This window comes from Streptomyces sp. NPDC058092 (assembly GCF_042884935.1).
Classification (GTDB): Bacteria; Actinomycetota; Actinomycetes; order Streptomycetales; family Streptomycetaceae; genus Streptomyces.
The window spans coordinates 184,005-200,917 of sequence record NZ_JBHVSY010000010.1 but is presented as its reverse complement, the minus strand read 5'-3'; the positions used below and the strand labels follow the sequence as shown (position 1 = coordinate 200,917).

12 protein-coding genes are annotated in these 16,913 nt (G+C 71.3%); 10 read left to right on the top strand and 2 right to left on the bottom strand.

The features are described from left to right. Positions 1 to 107 precede the first annotated feature (107 nt). Positions 108 to 1,100, bottom strand: coding sequence for an aldo/keto reductase (locus tag ACFVV1_RS18970; RefSeq protein WP_389990325.1), 993 nt, complete (start codon positions 1,098 to 1,100; stop codon positions 108 to 110). A 105-nt stretch (positions 1,101 to 1,205) separates the two neighbouring features. Between ACFVV1_RS18970 and ACFVV1_RS18965 the strand changes: the two genes are divergently transcribed. The 10 genes from ACFVV1_RS18965 to ACFVV1_RS18920 all read left to right on the top strand — a co-directional run bounded on the left by ACFVV1_RS18965 (position 1,206) and on the right by ACFVV1_RS18920 (position 15,704). Then, positions 1,206 to 2,156, top strand: a complete 951-nt coding sequence (locus ACFVV1_RS18965; protein ID WP_389990323.1) for a 2-hydroxyacid dehydrogenase — start codon at positions 1,206 to 1,208, stop codon at positions 2,154 to 2,156. 432 nt (positions 2,157 to 2,588) lie between these two features. Further along, the gene (locus ACFVV1_RS18960; protein WP_389990321.1) at positions 2,589 to 5,426 is read left to right on the top strand and encodes a putative bifunctional diguanylate cyclase/phosphodiesterase; all 2,838 of its coding nucleotides are present in this window, start codon (positions 2,589 to 2,591) and stop codon (positions 5,424 to 5,426) included. Positions 5,427 to 5,654: 228 nt separating this feature from the next. Continuing rightward, complete coding sequence (locus ACFVV1_RS18955; protein ID WP_389990320.1) at positions 5,655 to 7,511, top strand: acetolactate synthase large subunit; 1,857 nt, start codon at positions 5,655 to 5,657, stop codon at positions 7,509 to 7,511. A gap of 22 nt (positions 7,512 to 7,533) precedes the next feature. After that, positions 7,534 to 8,061, top strand: coding sequence for an acetolactate synthase small subunit (ilvN, locus tag ACFVV1_RS18950; RefSeq protein WP_018553223.1), 528 nt, complete (start codon positions 7,534 to 7,536; stop codon positions 8,059 to 8,061). A 100-nt stretch (positions 8,062 to 8,161) separates the two neighbouring features. Beyond that, complete coding sequence (ilvC, locus tag ACFVV1_RS18945; RefSeq protein ID WP_389990319.1) at positions 8,162 to 9,163, top strand: ketol-acid reductoisomerase; 1,002 nt, start codon at positions 8,162 to 8,164, stop codon at positions 9,161 to 9,163. A 269-nt stretch (positions 9,164 to 9,432) separates the two neighbouring features. Further along, positions 9,433 to 11,025 (top strand): phosphoglycerate dehydrogenase, encoded by a 1,593-nt coding sequence (gene serA, locus ACFVV1_RS18940; protein WP_389990318.1) that lies wholly within the window; start codon positions 9,433 to 9,435, stop codon positions 11,023 to 11,025. Between the two features lie 80 nt (positions 11,026 to 11,105). Next, a complete protein-coding gene (locus tag ACFVV1_RS18935) occupies positions 11,106 to 11,702 on the top strand; it encodes a TetR/AcrR family transcriptional regulator (protein ID WP_389990317.1) in 597 nt (198 codons plus the stop codon). 185 nt (positions 11,703 to 11,887) lie between these two features. Beyond that, entirely contained in the window at positions 11,888 to 14,332 is a 2,445-nt protein-coding gene (locus ACFVV1_RS18930) for a Tox-REase-5 domain-containing protein (RefSeq protein WP_389990316.1), read from the top strand. Positions 14,333 to 14,466: 134 nt separating this feature from the next. Continuing rightward, on the top strand, positions 14,467 to 15,189 hold the full coding sequence (locus ACFVV1_RS18925; RefSeq protein WP_389990315.1) for a hypothetical protein: 723 nt from the start codon (positions 14,467 to 14,469) through the stop codon (positions 15,187 to 15,189). After that, the gene (locus tag ACFVV1_RS18920) at positions 15,186 to 15,704 is read left to right on the top strand and encodes a hypothetical protein (protein ID WP_389990314.1); all 519 of its coding nucleotides are present in this window, start codon (positions 15,186 to 15,188) and stop codon (positions 15,702 to 15,704) included. The genes ACFVV1_RS18925 and ACFVV1_RS18920 overlap by 4 nt, the downstream gene beginning before the upstream one ends. Before the next feature lie 28 nt (positions 15,705 to 15,732). Here the strand turns inward: ACFVV1_RS18920 and ACFVV1_RS18915 are convergent, their stop codons facing one another. Beyond that, positions 15,733 to 16,875: a PucR family transcriptional regulator gene (locus ACFVV1_RS18915; protein WP_389990313.1), complete on the bottom strand. Its 1,143-nt coding sequence runs from the start codon at positions 16,873 to 16,875 to the stop codon at positions 15,733 to 15,735. Between the last annotated feature and the right edge of the window lie 38 nt (positions 16,876 to 16,913).

Sequence of the window (16,913 nt, the reverse complement as noted above, 5' to 3'; positions counted from 1 at the left end):
CCACCTGACTACTGTCTCTTACACCGCCGCGCCGCCCCAGGGTTCCCTGTACCCGCCGATTCCCTCGATCGCCGATCCCGAAGCCGGGACCGTCGACCGGGTCGGTGTCAGTCCCACGACCCCCGCGCGGCGGGCAGCCGGGCGATCTCCAGCAGATCCTGCGCGGTCAGCGTCAGCCCGGCCGCTCCCGCGTTCTCCACCACCCACCGCTCCCGCTTGGTCCCCGGCACCGGCACCACATGCGGCCCCTGCCGCAGCACCCAGGCCAGCGCCACCTGCGCCGCGGTCGCCCCGTGCCGCTCGGCGATCCGCCGCAACCCGACGACCACCGGCTGGTTCGCCGCCATCATCTCGGCCGTGAACCGCGGATGCCTGGCCCGCAGGTCCTCCGGCTCGAAGCCCTGCCCCGGGGTCAGCGTGCCCGTCAGATAGCCGTTCCCCAGAGGCATCGCCGCCAGCAGCCCCACACCCCGCGCCGAGCACCACGGAAGCAACGACTGCAGCGCCTCCGGCGACCAGACCGAGAGTTCGGCCTGCACCGCGCTCACCGGGAAGACCTGCTGCACCCGGTCCAGCTGACGGATCGTTTCGTCATACATTCGGGCACCCGGCCTGCGCGAGGCCCGCGCCCCGACCGCACAGAGTCCGAGCGCCCGCACCTTTCCCGCGGTCACCAGCTCCGCCATCGCGCCCCAGGTCTCCTCGACCGGTACTTCGGGATCGGCCCGGTGCAACTGGTACAGATCGATCACATCGGTCTGCAGTCGCCGCAGCGAGGCGTCACAGGCCCGCCGCACATAGCCGGGGCGGCCATCGGCGACGATGTGCTGATCGCCGACCAGCAGCCCGCACTTGGTGGAGACGAAGGCATCGGACCGGCGGCCCTTCAGCGCCCGGCCCACCAGCAGCTCATTGGTGAAGGGGCCGTACATGTCGGCCGTGTCGAGCAGTTGGACGCCCGCGTCGAGCGCGGCGTGCACCGCACGCAACGCACGGTCACCGCGCCGCTGCGACGCGCTGTACGCCCAGCTCATCGGCATGCAGCCGAGACCGACCGCCCCCACGGCGAGCGCCGCCGCACCGAGACTCCTGCGCTCCAACTCCCCCAACCCTTCCGCCCCCGCCACGGGACCGCAACGCACCCCAAAGTAACCTCTGCCGATCACCCTCCCTCGCGCAGCCTCCCGGCGATTAGCCTCCTGACCATGACTTCGACGAAGACTCCCGACGTATGGCTGCCGATTCCCGCCGACGAGATCGATGGGCGCCCCGAAGGCCTCGCCTACCGCTTCTGGGACGGCGGACCGGACTACCCCGCCGATCCGGCCGACTGCGCCTTCTACGTCGTGCCGTACATGAAGGGTCCCGAGGTCTCGGTCCGTCCGCTCGCCGGCATGGCACAGGTCCAGGTCGTGCAGACGCTCTCCGCGGGCATCGACCATGTCGAGCCGGGCCTCGGCCTGTTGCCGGACGGAGTACGGCTGTGCAACGCCAAGGGGGTCCACGAGGCGTCGACGGCGGAACTCGCCCTCGCCCTGATCCTCGCCTCCCTGCGCGGCTTCCCCGGGTTCGTCCACGGGCAGGACAAGGAGGAGTGGCGGTCCGGTTTCTACCCCGCGCTCGCCGACAAGTCCGTGCTGATCGTGGGATACGGCTCGATCGGTGCCGCCATCGAGGACCGGCTCGCGCCCTTCGAGTGCGCGCGGGTGGCGCGCGTCGCGCGCTCTGCGCGGACAACCGCACGCGGCCCCGTACACACACTCGACGACCTGCCCGCACTTCTGCCCGAGGCCGATGTCGTCGTGCTGTCCACCCCGCTGAACCCGTCCACACAAGGGCTGGTGGGCGCGGAGTTCCTCGCCGCGATGCCGGACGGCGCGCTGCTCGTGAACGTCGCACGGGGCGGGGTCGTCGACACCAAGTCGCTGCTGCTCGAACTCGAGTCCGGCCGGCTGCGCGCCGCTCTCGACGTCACCGACCCGGAACCGCTGCCCGCCGGCCATCCCCTCTGGCATGCTCCGAACGTCCTGATCACCCCTCATGTGGGCGGCAGCACCTCGGCGTTCCTGCCGCGCGCCAAGCGTCTGGTGGCCGGGCAGCTGAGCCGGTTCGCCGCGGGGGAGCCGGTGCGGAACGTCGTACGCATAACCGGCTGACCACGCTACGGGGCCGCCCGACTGCGCACCGTACCGGCAACCGTCCTGATCGTCACGGAGAGTAGATAAGCTATGTCCCTCTGTGACTGGTCTGGTGTATCGTCCCGAAAGGGGCGCTGCGCCGAGGAAGGGACGGCGCCGGGGAGGACGCAACACGCGAGGGGGACGGGCGATGCACGGCCGATGGGCGAACGATCCGACACCGCGGGGCAGCCGACGGCGACTCGGGGCAGCTCGGGCTTTCCCGCTCCCCGCCCGCGGAGCGGGCGTCGCGGTCCATGGTGCGTGTGACCGCACGGCAAAGAGGCTTCTTCACACCGGGCGTACGCGGACGGGCCCGACCATGTGGCGAGCGTCGTGGGTGCCGGGCATCGCGGTGGATGCCCCGGCGGGGCGCCGGGTGCGTGCGCACCCGGCGCCGGGTGCGCCACGGTGAGCGCGCCGGCCGGCGCCCTCGGGGCGCTCCTCTCCCGGCGGGCGACCGCCGGCGGCGCGTCCTCGCTGGTGTCGCAGGTCCTGCTCGGCCTCGTCTGCGGGGGTTACGCGGTCGGGGCCGCCCTCGGCTGGGGTTCGAAGGAACTCGCCCTGTTCATGGGGGATTTCGGCCTCAGCGCCGCCGCGCTGGCCGCGGCCGTCTCCTGCTTCCTCTACGGGCGGGCCCGGGGCGACCGGTGCCGGCCCGCCTGGCTGCTGTTCTCGCTCTCCTCGCTCATGGCCGCCGGGGGCAATGCCGTCTGGGGGTGGTACGAGGTCCTGCTCGGGCTCCAGGTGCCCAGCCCCTCCCTCGCCGACGCCTTCTACCTCTGCTTCGCACCGCCCGCCATCGTCGGACTGCTCGTCCTCGCCAAACGCCCCGTTACCCGGGCCGGCTGGGTCTGTCTCGCGCTGGACTCCTGGCTGATCGGCGGATCGCTCCTCACGCTCTCCTGGAGCCTCGCCCTCGCCCACACCGCGCACCTCGTGGACGCGGAAGGCGCGAGCGTGGCCCGCGCGGCCCTCGCGCTGGCCTATCCGCTGCTCGACATCGTGCTGGTCTCCATGGTGCTGGCACTGCACTTCCGGCGGTCCAACGTCAACCGCTCCGCGGTAAACACCGCCATCGCCGCCCTCGCCCTGACGGTCCTGTCCGACGCCCTGTTCACCTCCCCGCTGCTGCGCCAGACCTACCACTCCGGCCAGTTGCTGGACGCGGGCTGGTTCGCCGGTTCCCTGCTCCTCGCGTACGCCCCCTGGGGCGCGACCAACGCACCGGAGCACGCCTTCCCGCCACGGGGCGAGCCACGGCCGACCAGCCGCCCCATCGCAGGATCGCTGGCCGCGCTGACGCCGTATCTCGCCGCCGCCGTCTGCACCCTCGGCATTCTCTACAACGTCATCGAAGGCCGCCGAGTGGACCGCGTCGTGGTCTTCACCGGCTGCACGGTGGTGCTCGCCCTGGTCGTCCGGCAGGGCATCATGCTCGTCGACAACATCGCCCTCACCCAGGAACTGGCGCAGAAGGAGAACCACTTCCGCTCCCTGGTGCAGGGCTCCAGCGACGTCATCATGATCGCCGCCCCCACCGGCGTCCTGCGCTATGTCAGCCCTGCCGCCGCAGGGGTGTACGGGCGCGACGCCGAAGACCTGGTCGGCGCCGAGCTCTCCTCGATCATCCACCCCGACGACCTGGGCCGGGTGGTCCACGAGGTGCGCCGGTTCCTCGCCGTCTCTCCGGCCGAGGAACCCACCACCCGGATCGAGTGCCGGTTCAGATCCGGTGCGGGCGACTGGCTCAATGTCGAATCCACCGTCAACCGCCACCAGGGCGGCCTGATCCTCAACAGCCGCGATGTGACCGAACGGGTGCGACTGCAGGCCCAGTTGCAGCACAACGCCGAGCACGACCCGCTCACCGACCTGCCCAACCGCGCCCTGTTCACCGAGCGGGTCCGCCAGGCCCTCGGCGGCCGCCGCTCCGGTGACCCGGGCACCGCCGTGCTCTTCATCGACCTCGACGGCTTCAAGGCGGTCAACGACCGCCTCGGCCACCAGGCGGGCGACGAGCTCCTCATCCAGGCCGCCCGCCGCCTCCACGAATCCGTACGGGCCGGTGACACCGCCGCCCGCCTCGGCGGTGACGAATTCGCGGCCATCATCCTCGGCGACGGCACCCGCGACCAGTCCGCCCGGGAATGCCAGGTCCACGAGATCGCCGACCGGCTGCGCCTCACGCTCTCCCAGCCGTACCCCATCGGCGCCGGTGAGGTCCGGGTCGCCGCGTCCATCGGGGTCGCCTTCGCCGAGCCCGGCATCACCCCCAGCGACCTCATGCGCAACGCGGACCTCGCCATGTACCGCGCCAAGGCCCGCGGCAAGGACCGCGTCGAGCTGTACGCCCCGCAGATGCAGGCCGAAGTCGTACGCCGCTCCGAGCTGGCGGCCCGGCTGCGCACCGCACTGCGCGACGGCGAGTTCGCCCTGCTCCACCAGCCCGTCGTGCATCTCGCCAGCGGCACCGTCGCCGCCGTCGCCGCCCAGGCCCGCTGGCGCTCCGCCCAGGGCATCCTGTTCACCCCGGCCGAATTCCTCCGCGTCACCGATGACAGCGACCGCACCGCGGAGCTCGGCCGCTGGCTCCTCGAAAAGGCCGTCGAGCAGGCCGCCGACCGGGCCAGGGCCGGCCACCCCGTCTCCGTCGCCGTACGGCTCTCCGCCCGCAGACTCCTCGACAAGGGCATGCCGTTCGGCTCCGTCGAGGCGCTGCTCACCCGCCACAGCCTGCCCTCCGGGGCCCTGATGATCGAGGTCTCCGACAGCGACCCCCGCATCTCCTTCGACGACCTCGAACAGCGTCTCGTAGCCCTGCGGCGGCTCGGCGTCCGCATCGCGCTCGACGGCTTCGGCAGCGGCTACGCCGCGATCAACGCCCTGCGCCGGCTCCCCATCGACGTGCTGAAACTGGACCGCGGTCTCGTCGAGGGCGTCGTGGAATCCGCCCGGCTGCACAAGATCACCAGCGGCCTCCTGCGTATCGCCTGCGACCTCGGCATGCAGTCCGTGGCCGACGGGGTCGACGTACCGGAGCAGGTCCTCGCGCTGCGCGCCATGGGCTGTACGCACGGCCAGGGGATGGCCTTCTCCGGGCCGCTCGACGAGTACCGGCTGCGCCGTGCCCTGGCCCGCGGCGACTTTCCGGTGCCCGACGGCACCGCCGCCCAGCCGGTTCTGACGGGCGGCTCGATCCCCCTCCTCAGCGGCTCACATGCTGAGACTCGCGTCCCGCCCACTTGACACCTCGTGTGCGTCGGAGGGATGGTCAATGCCATGCGCACCCGAATTCTCGTACTTGGAAAGCGCGTCGGCTGAAGCAGAGTCCCTCGTTGAGGCTCTGCAGACCACACCGACGTGCTCCCCTCGCTTGCCTCACGGCACGGGGGGTTTTTTGTTGCACCGGAACCAGGCAAAACGTCGCAAAGTACCCGCAAGACACCCGCAAAAACCCTCAGCTTCGAGAAGAGAATGCCGATGACCGAGCAGGCCACCGGGGCCCACCATCCCCAGCCGCGGGCCCGTAACGGCGGATCGTCCGCCGCCACCGTTGAGCACGTCACGGGCGCGCAGTCCCTCATCCGGTCTCTCGAGGAAGTGGGGGCCGACACGGTATTCGGCATTCCCGGCGGCGCCATCCTTCCGGCGTACGACCCGATGATGGACTCCACCCGGGTCCGACATGTACTGGTCCGGCACGAGCAGGGCGCCGGACACGCCGCCACCGGCTACGCGCAGGCCACCGGCAAGGTCGGCGTCTGCATGGCCACCTCGGGCCCCGGAGCCACCAACCTCGTCACGCCGATCGCCGACGCCCACATGGACTCCGTCCCGCTGGTCGCGATCACCGGCCAGGTCGCCTCCAAGGCGATCGGGACGGACGCATTCCAGGAAGCCGACATCTGCGGCATCACCATGCCGGTGACCAAGCACAACTTCCTGGTCACCAGGGCCGAGGACATCCCGCACACGATCGCCGAGGCCTTCCACATCGCCTCCTCCGGCCGTCCGGGACCCGTCCTCGTCGACATCGCCAAGGACGCCCTCCAGGCGCGGACCACGTTCAGCTGGCCGCCCGTCCTGGACCTGCCCGGCTACCGCCCGGTCACCAAGCCGCACGCCAAGCAGATCCGCGAAGCCGCCAAGCTCCTCATCCAGGCCAAGCGCCCGGTGCTGTATGTCGGCGGCGGCGTCATCAAGGCGGGGGCCACCGCCGAACTGAAGGTCCTCGCAGAGCTCACCGGAGCGCCCGTCACCACCACGCTGATGGCGCTCGGCGCATTCCCCGACAGTCACCCGCTGCACGTCGGAATGCCGGGCATGCACGGTGCGGTCACCGCCGTCACCGCGCTGCAGAAGGCCGACCTGATCGTGGCCCTCGGAGCCCGTTTCGACGACCGTGTCACCGGCAAGCTGGACAGCTTCGCCCCGTACGCCAAGATCGTCCACGCCGACATCGACCCGGCCGAGATCGGCAAGAACCGCGAGGCCGACGTGCCGATCGTGGGCGACGCCCGCGAGGTCCTGGCCGACCTGGTCCAGGCCGTCCAGGCCGAGCACACCGAAGGTCACGTCGGTGACTACGAAGCCTGGTGGAAGGACCTCAACCGCTGGCGCGAGACGTACCCGCTCGGCTACGACCTGCCCGAGGACGGCAGCCTCTCGCCGCAGCAGGTCATCCAGCGCATCGGCGAGCTCGCCCCCGAGGGCACGATCTTCGCGGCGGGCGTCGGCCAGCACCAGATGTGGGCCTCGCACTTCATCCAGTACGAGCAGCCCGCCACCTGGCTGAACTCCGGCGGCGCCGGAACGATGGGGTACGCGGTCCCGGCCGCGATGGGCGCCAAGGCCGGCATGCCGGACCGTACGGTCTGGGCCATCGACGGCGACGGCTGCTTCCAGATGACCAACCAGGAACTCACCACCTGCGCGCTCAACAACATCCCGATCAAGGTCGCCATCATCAACAACGGCGCGCTCGGGATGGTCCGCCAGTGGCAGACCCTGTTCTACAACCAGCGGTACTCCAACACCGTGCTGCACTCCGGTGCCGACACCGAGGGCATCCCGGCGAAGGGCACCCGCGTCCCGGACTTCGTCAAGCTGTCCGAGGCCATGGGCTGCTACGCGATCCGCTGCGAGGACCCGGCCGACCTGGACAAGGTCATCGCGGAGGCCAACTCCGTCAACGACCGCCCCGTCGTGATCGACTTCATCGTCCACGAGGATGCCATGGTGTGGCCGATGGTCGCCGCCGGCACCTCCAACGACGAGGTCATGGCCGCCCGCGGAGTCCGCCCCGACTTCGGCGACAACGAAGACGACTGAGAGACAGAGAGAGACCGACTCCATGTCCACCAAGCACACGCTCTCCGTCCTGGTCGAGAACAAGCCCGGTGTCCTCGCCCGGATCACCGCCCTGTTCTCCCGCCGCGGCTTCAACATCGACTCGCTCGCGGTCGGTACCACCGAACACCCCGACATCTCGCGCATCACCATCGTCGTCAATGTCGAGGACCTGCCTCTTGAGCAGGTGACCAAGCAGCTCAACAAGCTGGTGAACGTCCTGAAGATCGTCGAACTCGAGCCGTCCGCTGCGATCCAGCGCGAGCTCGTCCTGGTGAAGGTCCGCGCCGACAACGAGACCCGCTCCCAGATCGTCGAGATCGTCCAGCTGTTCCGCGCCAAGACCGTGGACGTCTCCCCGGAGGCCGTCACGATCGAGGCGACCGGCGGCGCCGACAAGCTGGAGGCCATGCTCAAGATGCTGGAGCAGTACGGCATCAAGGAGCTGGTCCAGTCCGGCACGATCGCCATAGGGCGCGGCGCGCGCTCGATCACCGACCGTTCGCTGCGCGCCCTCGACCGTACGGCCTAGGCGCCGCCGCCTCGCCGCTCGTATGGCGAGACCCGAAAACGTATCTGACGCACCCCGCCGTACGGTGGGAAGCAACACCTGCACACCAAGGAGAGACCCAGTGGCCGAGCTGTTCTACGACGACGATGCCGACCTGTCCATCATCCAGGGCCGCAAGGTCGCGGTCATCGGCTACGGCAGCCAGGGCCACGCCCACGCGCTGTCGCTGCGTGACTCGGGTGTCGACGTCCGTGTCGGTCTGCACGAGGGCTCCAAGTCCAAGGCGAAGGCCGAGGAGCAGGGCCTGCGCGTGGTGACGCCGTCCGAGGCCGCCGCCGAGGCCGACGTCATCATGATCCTGGTCCCGGACCCGATCCAGGCCCAGGTCTACGAGGAGTCCATCAAGGGCAACCTCAAGGACGGCGACGCGCTGTTCTTCGGTCACGGCCTGAACATCCGCTTCGACTTCATCAAGCCGCCGGCGGGCGTCGACGTCTGCATGGTCGCCCCCAAGGGCCCGGGCCACCTGGTCCGCCGCCAGTACGAGGAGGGCCGCGGCGTTCCGTGCATCGTGGCCGTCGAGCAGGACGCCTCGGGCAACGGCCTGGCGCTCGCCCTGTCGTACGCGAAGGGCATCGGCGGCACCCGCGCCGGCGTCATCAAGACGACCTTCACCGAGGAGACCGAGACCGACCTGTTCGGTGAGCAGGCCGTCCTCTGCGGTGGCACCGCCGCCCTGGTCAAGGCCGGTTTCGAGACCCTGACCGAGGCCGGCTACCAGCCGGAGATCGCGTACTTCGAGTGCCTGCACGAGCTGAAGCTCATCGTGGACCTCATGTACGAGGGCGGCCTGGAGAAGATGCGCTGGTCCATCTCGGAGACCGCCGAGTGGGGCGACTACGTCACCGGCCCGCGGATCATCACGGACGCCACCAAGGCCGAGATGAAGAAGGTCCTCGCGGAGATCCAGGACGGCACCTTCGCCAAGAACTGGATGGCCGAGTACCACAGCGGTCTGCCCAAGTACAACGAGTACAAGAAGGCGGACAGCGACCACCTCCTGGAGACCACCGGCCGTGAGCTGCGCAAGCTCATGAGCTGGGTCAACGACGAGGACGCGTAACACCGACGCCCCGGGGGCGGGTCGTCCGACCCGCCCCCGGGGCGTATCCGCTTCACCGCTGGAAGAGGCGGCGTCGTACGTGTGTACAAGTCGTCCACCCCCATGTGGGTGATCCTTCCATCGCGGCGCAGTATGCGTCCTGGCGCATGACTACACTTCTCCACACATACGCGTCAGGCCCACAGTGTCGTGCGTCTTCCACGCGGCAAGCCCCTCCACCGCCTGCGGCCGTCGGGACGGCCGTCCGCACTGGACCTGTGAGGACTCACGTGAGCTCGAAACCTGTCGTACTCATCGCTGAAGAGCTGTCGCCTGCCACGGTTGACGCCCTGGGCCCGGATTTCGACATCCGGCACTGCAACGGCGCGGACCGCGCCGAGCTCCTTCCCGCGATCGCCGATGTCGACGCCATCCTGGTGCGCTCCGCCACCAAGGTCGACGCCGAGGCCATCGCCGCCGCGAAGAAGCTGAGGGTCGTCGCCCGCGCGGGCGTCGGTCTGGACAATGTCGACGTCTCCGCCGCCACCAAGGCCGGCGTGATGGTCGTCAACGCGCCGACCTCCAACATCGTCACCGCCGCCGAGCTGGCCTGCGGTCTGCTGGTCGCCACCGCGCGCAACATCCCGCAGGCCAACACCGCCCTGAAGAACGGCGAGTGGAAGCGCTCCAAGTACACCGGCGTCGAGCTGAGCGAGAAGATCCTCGGCGTCGTCGGCCTCGGCCGCATCGGCGTCCTGGTCGCGCAGCGCATGTCGGCCTTCGGCATGAAGATCGTCGCGTACGACCCCTATGTGCAGCCCGCGCGCGCCGCCCAGATGGGCGTCAAGCTCCTGTCGCTGGACGAGCTGCTCCAAGTCGCCGACTTCATCACCGTGCACCTGCCCAAGACCCCCGAGACGCTCGGCCTGATCGGTGACGAGGCGCTGCACAAGGTGAAGCCCTCGGTGCGCATCGTCAACGCCGCGCGCGGCGGCATCGTCGACGAGGAGGCGCTCGCCTCCGCCCTCAAGGAGGGCCGGGTCGCCGGTGCCGGTCTCGACGTGTACGCGAAGGAGCCCTGCACGGACTCCCCGCTGTTCGAGTTCGACCAGGTCGTCTGCACCCCGCACCTCGGCGCCTCCACCGACGAGGCCCAGGAGAAGGCCGGCATCGCGGTCGCCAGGTCCGTCCGGCTGGCCCTCGCCGGTGAGCTCGTGCCGGACGCGGTCAACGTCCAGGGCGGTGTGATCGCCGAGGACGTGCGCCCGGGCCTGCCGCTTGCCGAGAAGCTCGGCCGGATCTTCACCGCGCTCGCGGGTGAGGTCGCGGTCCGCCTCGACGTCGAGGTGTACGGCGAGATCACCCAGCACGACGTCAAGGTGCTCGAACTCTCCGCGCTCAAGGGCGTCTTCGAGGACGTCGTCGACGAGACCGTGTCGTACGTGAACGCCCCGCTCTTCGCGCAGGAGCGCGGTGTCGAGGTCCGCCTCACGACCAGCTCCGAGTCGCCGGACCACCGCAACGTGGTCACCGTCCGCGGCACGCTCTCGGGCGGCGAGGAGGTCGCGGTCTCCGGCACACTGGCCGGACCCAAGCACCTCCAGAAGATCGTCGCCGTCGGCGAGTACGACGTGGACCTGGCGCTGGCCGACCACATGGTGGTGCTGCGCTACGAGGACCGCCCCGGTGTCGTCGGCACGGTCGGCCGGATCCTCGGCGAGGCCGGTCTGAACATCGCGGGCATGCAGGTCTCGAGGACGGACGCGGGCGGCGAGGCGCTGGTCGTGCTCACCGTCGACGACGACGTCCCGGCGTCGGTGCTCGCCGAGATCTCCTCGGAGATCGGGGCCGCGTCGGCCCGTACGGTGAACCTGACCGACTGACGGAGGCCCGAGGGCTCCGCGTACCCGGCATCTAGACGTGCGTCTTACACAAACGTCTGCATGCCGGGTACGCTGCTTTCATGGGACATCGTGAGGATCTGCTCGAAGGCGCCAAGCGCTGCCTGCTGGAGAAGGGGTACGCCCGGACGACGGCGCGCGACATCGTGGCCGCCTCCGGGACGAACCTCGCCTCCATCGGCTACCACTACGGCTCCAAGGAAGCCCTGCTCAACCTCGCCTTCCTCAAGGTGACGGAGGAGTGGGGCGATGTGCTCACCGAGCAGCCGGACCAGGCTGTGGACGGCGACGGCGACGGCGGGCCCCGGGCGCCGCTGGACCAGTTCCGCGACACCTGGGAGCGGGTGATCGACAGCTATGAGCAGACCCGGTCCGTCTGGCAGCTCCAGATGGAGGTCGTCTCCCGGATCGACCAGGACCCGGAGCTGCAGAAGGCTCTGGCGGGCCCACAGCGCGAGGGGCGTGACGGGCTCGCCGAGAACATGCTCGGCATCGATCCGGAGACGGACCCGGAGAAGGCGCGGGTGGCCGGGCTGTTCTGCCAGGCACTGCTCGCGGGCGTGATGGTGCAGTGGCTGATGGACAGCGAATCCGCGCCGTCCGCACAGGACCTGACGGACGGTCTGAAGGCGGTGCTGGAGGGGCGGGTGGGCCAGTAGGGCCGGTCGGCGGCGGGGCAGCGGTCGCGGGTGTCGCGGACGCCATGACGCGCTCTCGGTGACGGCACCTCATGGGGCCCACACGGGGCCGATGTTGGGCCCTGAGGCCCATGACGCGCGCAGGGGCCCGACCCTAGAGTGAGTGACTGTCATGGCACTCACCGACGCCGGGGGGCGGGGCGCGTATGTCTGCTACGGGTGGCATACCGGTTCCTGAAGGTCCGGCGCAGGGGGGTGCGGGGCGGCGGGAGCTTCCGCGCCCGCTCCACACGGTGCGAGTGCTGCTCCTCGTGCTGTTCGGCGCGACAGTCCTGGGCGCGCTCGGCTTCTTCGGTTCGGCGCTCGCGGTGGACGCGCTGGGCGCCGAAGTCATCGGCATCCTGCTGTACGCCGCCGCGCCGGGAGTCCTCGGCCTGCTGCTGGCGCGGCACGTACGGACCGGCGGCAAGCGGGTCTGGTGGGGACTGGTCGCCGTCCAGGTGTGGCTGGTCCTCGGCGGCGTGGCCAACATCGGGGACGGGTCGGCACACGGCTTCACCCAGCTGCTGCTCCCGGTCCTGATCCTGGTCTTCCTCACCCGGCGGCAGAGCCGGGCGTGGTTCCTGCTGCCGCCGGGAGAACGGGGCGAGCGGCCGAAGTTCTCGCTTCCGCACATGATCACCTGGCGCCGGGACCGGGGGCAGACGGCCCTGGAGTACCTGGGCCTGGTGCTGATCGTGGTCGCGCTGATCGCGGCCATGGCGCTGAGCGGCCTCGGCGGCCGGATCACCGCGGAGCTCCAGTCGGCGATCTGCTCGCTGAGCGGCTACTCGTGCCCCGCCTCCGGCGACGGCACGGGCCGGGTCGAGGCGGGCCGCGGCCAGGACGGCGGCGCCACGGGCGGGGGAGCCGCTGGCGGAGGCGCCGCGGGCGCGGACGGCGGCACGACGGTCACGGGCGGCACCGGCTCGACGGGCGGTGGTACGAACGGCGGCCCGGCCGGCAGCAGCGGCGGTGACGCGAGCGGCGGGAACACGACCGGCGGGAACGGCAGCGCGAGCGGCGAGAACGCGGCCGGGGGCTCCTCCGGCGGTACGAGCGTGAGCGGCGGCACCGGGGGCCCGGACGACGGCCGTCCGGGCAGCGGGGCCGACACCTACCCCGAGAACGGCGAGGAGCCCGAGGCCGACTACGACGTACCCGCGTCCGGCAAGGACGACAACGGGAACGGCGGCGGCGACAAGGCCCGCGAAGAGGACTGCGGAGGCTGGGGCTTCTTCGGCTGCGCCTGGGACCGTACGACCCAGGTCGTCAAGGGGCTCGCCGTCGACGGGTTCTGGGGCGATGTCACCGGGATCATCGACCTGTTCAAGCCCGAGACGTGGTCCGGCATCGCGGACTACGGCAAGCAACTCGGCGACCAGTGGATGCAGGACTCCCAGGACGCCGGCGACAAGTGGGGCGACGGCGACTACCTCGGCGCGGTCTGGGACTGGGGCAAGGCGTCGGTCAACACCGTGGTGAAGGTCGGCGACGACGTCTTCGTCGGCGACGAGGTCCGCGACCGCTGGAACAACGGCGAGAAGACCCGTGCCGTCACCGATGTCGTCTGGAACATCGGCTCCTTCTTCATCCCCGGCTACGACGTGGCGAAGGTCGTCGGCAAGGTCGGCAAACTCGGCAAGCTGGGCAAGGTCGCGGAGAAGGTGGCGGAGGCCGCCGGAGACGCGGGGGCCGCGGCCCGCCGCGCCCGCAAGGCCGCCGAGCTCGGAGACCTCGACGGAGTCCGCAAGGCCGCCAAGGAGGCCGACGACGCCGCTGACGCGGCGGAGGACGCGGCGCGCCGGACCGGCTGCGTCATCGCTTCCGGGCCGCCCCTGGTGCGTTACGGCGGCAGAACCACGGGAGTCGGCGGCTCCGGCACCGGAGTGCTGGCCTCCGGTGCCGCCGGCCGGGTCGTCCTCGCGGACGGCGGGTGCGACGAGGCGGCCAAGGCCAAGGCAGCGGAGGCGCGCGCCCAGGAACGGGCGGCCCACCTGGAGCAGAAGCGCCTGGAGGAGCCGGAGCGCGCCCGCAAGGCCGAGCTGGAGAAGAAGAAGTACCCGGAGCCGACGCGGAACGACACCTCCGACCCGCGCAACTACAACCCGCCGTCCTGGGGCAAGGACCTCAAGGACCACAAGCTCGGCGACGCGGACCTGGGCGACGGCTACTGGGCGAGCCGCGACCGCAACCCCGCACCCAACTGGAAGAACGAGTCCTGGCTGCGGTACCAGGAGCAGGTCACCGGTACCAACCGGGGCCAGGAGTACGTCGTACCGCACCCCAGGGAGGGCAAGCCGGCCGTGGAGTACGACGGCTGGGACTCGGGCAGGCAGACCTTCCTGGAGGCCAAGAACGGCTACCGCAGCTATCTGTCCCAGACGGAACAGGGCGCGCTCACCAAGTCCGGCAAGGACAAGTTCATCGCCGAGGCGCAGGCCCAGGTGGAGGCGGCCGGCGGCCGGGCGGTGGAGTGGCACTTCTCCGACCCGGACGTGGCCAAGGCGGCCCGCCAGGCGTTCCGGGACGAGCAGCTGCCGATCAAGGTCGTCTACAGCAAGCCGAAGCCGAACGACAGCACCAGGAAACCGGGTGCCTTCGACGAGTAGCGTGCACGCAGCGGCGCCCGGCGGTGCCGGGGCACGCGGACCCGGCAGGATCCGAACGAGAGGCCCTGGGGCCTGTGCGGCGGATCAGGCCCAGGCGCCACGCCCGACGGACGAAGCTCGACGGAGGAAAGTGCATGCGACGTGTAGTGCGGGGCTTCTGGGGCCCCCGTCCGGAGCCGGCCGAAGCGCTCGCCGGACGCTGGAAGCGGACGCTGGACGGGCTCACGGAACTGCTCCCCGAAGCGGCGTCGGCGAGCGGCGCGCCCGGAGCCGGCCCCTGGCGGCACGTCCACGGCTCCGGGCCCGGAACCGACCTGCCGGCGGACGAGGGAGCACTGCTCGGCGCCCTGCGCGTGGTGCAGGCGGCCGAGGACTGGTCCGACCTCACGGGTACCGCGCTGCGGTTGGTCCGCACGGGTGCGCCCGGCTGGCAGACCGAGATCAGCGGACTGGCCGGGGGCGCCCCGGAGTTCCTGCTCCAGTCGCTCGTGGTGAGGCTCCACGCGCCGGACGGGGCCGAGGTCCCGGAGGCCGAACTCCTCGCCGTCCTCGCCCGGGTGTGGGAGCCGGACTTCGGCGACGTGAGCGACGACGACGTGCTCGACGCGCTGGAGGACGACGCGGGGTTCTCCATCGGTGATCCCGTCGTGGGCCGGGTCGGATACCTCTCCCCGGGCCGGGCGGCCCTCGTCCCGGACAGCCTGAAGGCGGCCCGTGAGGAACTGCCCGGCGGCGGCGTGCTCCTGCGCATCGCCGGCCCCGGCGCGAGCGCGGAGGTGGTGACGGCCTACGAACGGCTCCGCGAGGCCGGGGCGCTCGATCCGCTGCCCCGCCCGATGGACCGGGCCGTCCTGTGAGTTCCCGCGCCGGGGAGACCTTCGCCGTGGCCCGCGCGCTGGCCGACATCGAGGAGCTGCTGGCCGGCCCCGTACCGGCGACCGGGCCCACCGCGGCCGAGGGAGATCCGGAGACGGGGGAGTGGACCGCGACCGGCGGCGAGGGCTTCCGCGTCATCCCGCTGTGGGAGGGCGACTCGCTGACCGGGGTGTACGCCCCCGAGTGGAACGACGCCGCGGACGCGGCCGAGGCCCATCTCGCCGCCCTCGTCGGGGAACTGGACCGCAGATGGGGCCCGCACCGTGCGGTGCCGCTGCACCTGCCGATGCTGCGCCGACAGGCGGGTTCCCCCGTCGAGCCGCTGTTCGACGCACTGTTCGGCAAGGATCTCTACGGCGATCTGTCCGTCTGGGGCCCGGTCGGCGGTACGGACCGCTGGGTCGGCGTAAGCGTGGGGCACAGCGACGGCGACGCGCCGCTGGTGCTGGCGGCCCTCGTCAGCACCCGGCCGGTCACCGCGCCGGACGAGCGCTGAGGGCCGCCCCGACGGACTCGGCGCGTGGTCAGAGCCGGGCGCCCTTGAGCGCCATGTGCAGCAGCAGCCGGTCCTCGCCGTCGTTCAGATCGAGGCCGGTGAGCTGCTGGACCCGGGAGAGCCGGTAGTAGAGCGTCTGACGGTGGACGCCGAGCGCGGCGGCCGTCCGGGACGCCTGGCCCGCGCAGTCGAGGAACATCTCGGCGGTGCGGGCCAGATCCTTGTGCGGCGGGGTGAGCAGGGCGCGCACCGCCGCGTCCGCGGCCGCCTCGGCGGGGAGCGCGGTCAGCAGCCGGTACGGGCCGATCGCCGACCACTCGGCGACCGGGCCGAAGCGGGCCTCGGCCGCCGCCGCGCGGGCTGCGGCCGAGGCCTCGTGCCAGGCCGCCGCCAGCTCCGCGAGACCCCGGCGGGGCACCGCGACCCCGGCCGTGGTGCCCCGGCCCGCCGCGGAACGCAGCCGGTCCGCGGCGGTCAGCGCCGGGTCGAGGACATCGGTGGAGCGCAGCCGGACCAGTGCGGCCAGCGAGGCGGCCCCGGCGGCCCCCGGGGCCGGTACCGAGGTCAGTGCCGCCGCCGAGGGCACCGTACGGACCGACGGCGGATCGTCGGTCCACGGGGTCACGCACACCAGCGTGTGCAGCCCCTCCGCGTCCCGGCCCAGCGCCTCGTGCAGCGCGGCCACCGCCATGTCGCGCTGCCAGCCCCGCCCGGCGGTGAGGACCGCACCGAACTCCCGGGACAGGTCCGTGCCGGCCCGTGCCTCGTCGGAGAGCAGCCCCCCGATCCGGGCCGCCACCTCCATCGCCGCGTTCAGCTGCTCGTCGGTCGGCCCGGGGTCCGCGTCGAGCAGCCACACGTAACCGAGCACGACACCTCGATGGCGTACGGGCAGACAGATCCGGCCCCGGAACACCCCGGCCTCCGGGGCGGCCGGAATGCGGACCGGGCCGGTGGCGCGGGCGATGCCGAAGTCCTCGAACCAGGCGCGGACCGCGGGCGTGGAGCGCCTGGTCAGGATCGAGCGGGTGCGGACCGGATCCATCGCCGTGTCGTCGTCGCTGTCGTGGGCGCCGAAGGCGACCAGGCCGAAATCCCGGTTCTCCAGCGTCGCGGGGGCGCCGAGCAGCCCCGAGATCTCGTCGACCAGCTCCTGGTAATCGCCCTTCACCCGGCCATTCTCGCACCGCTTCAGACATATGTCTGAGA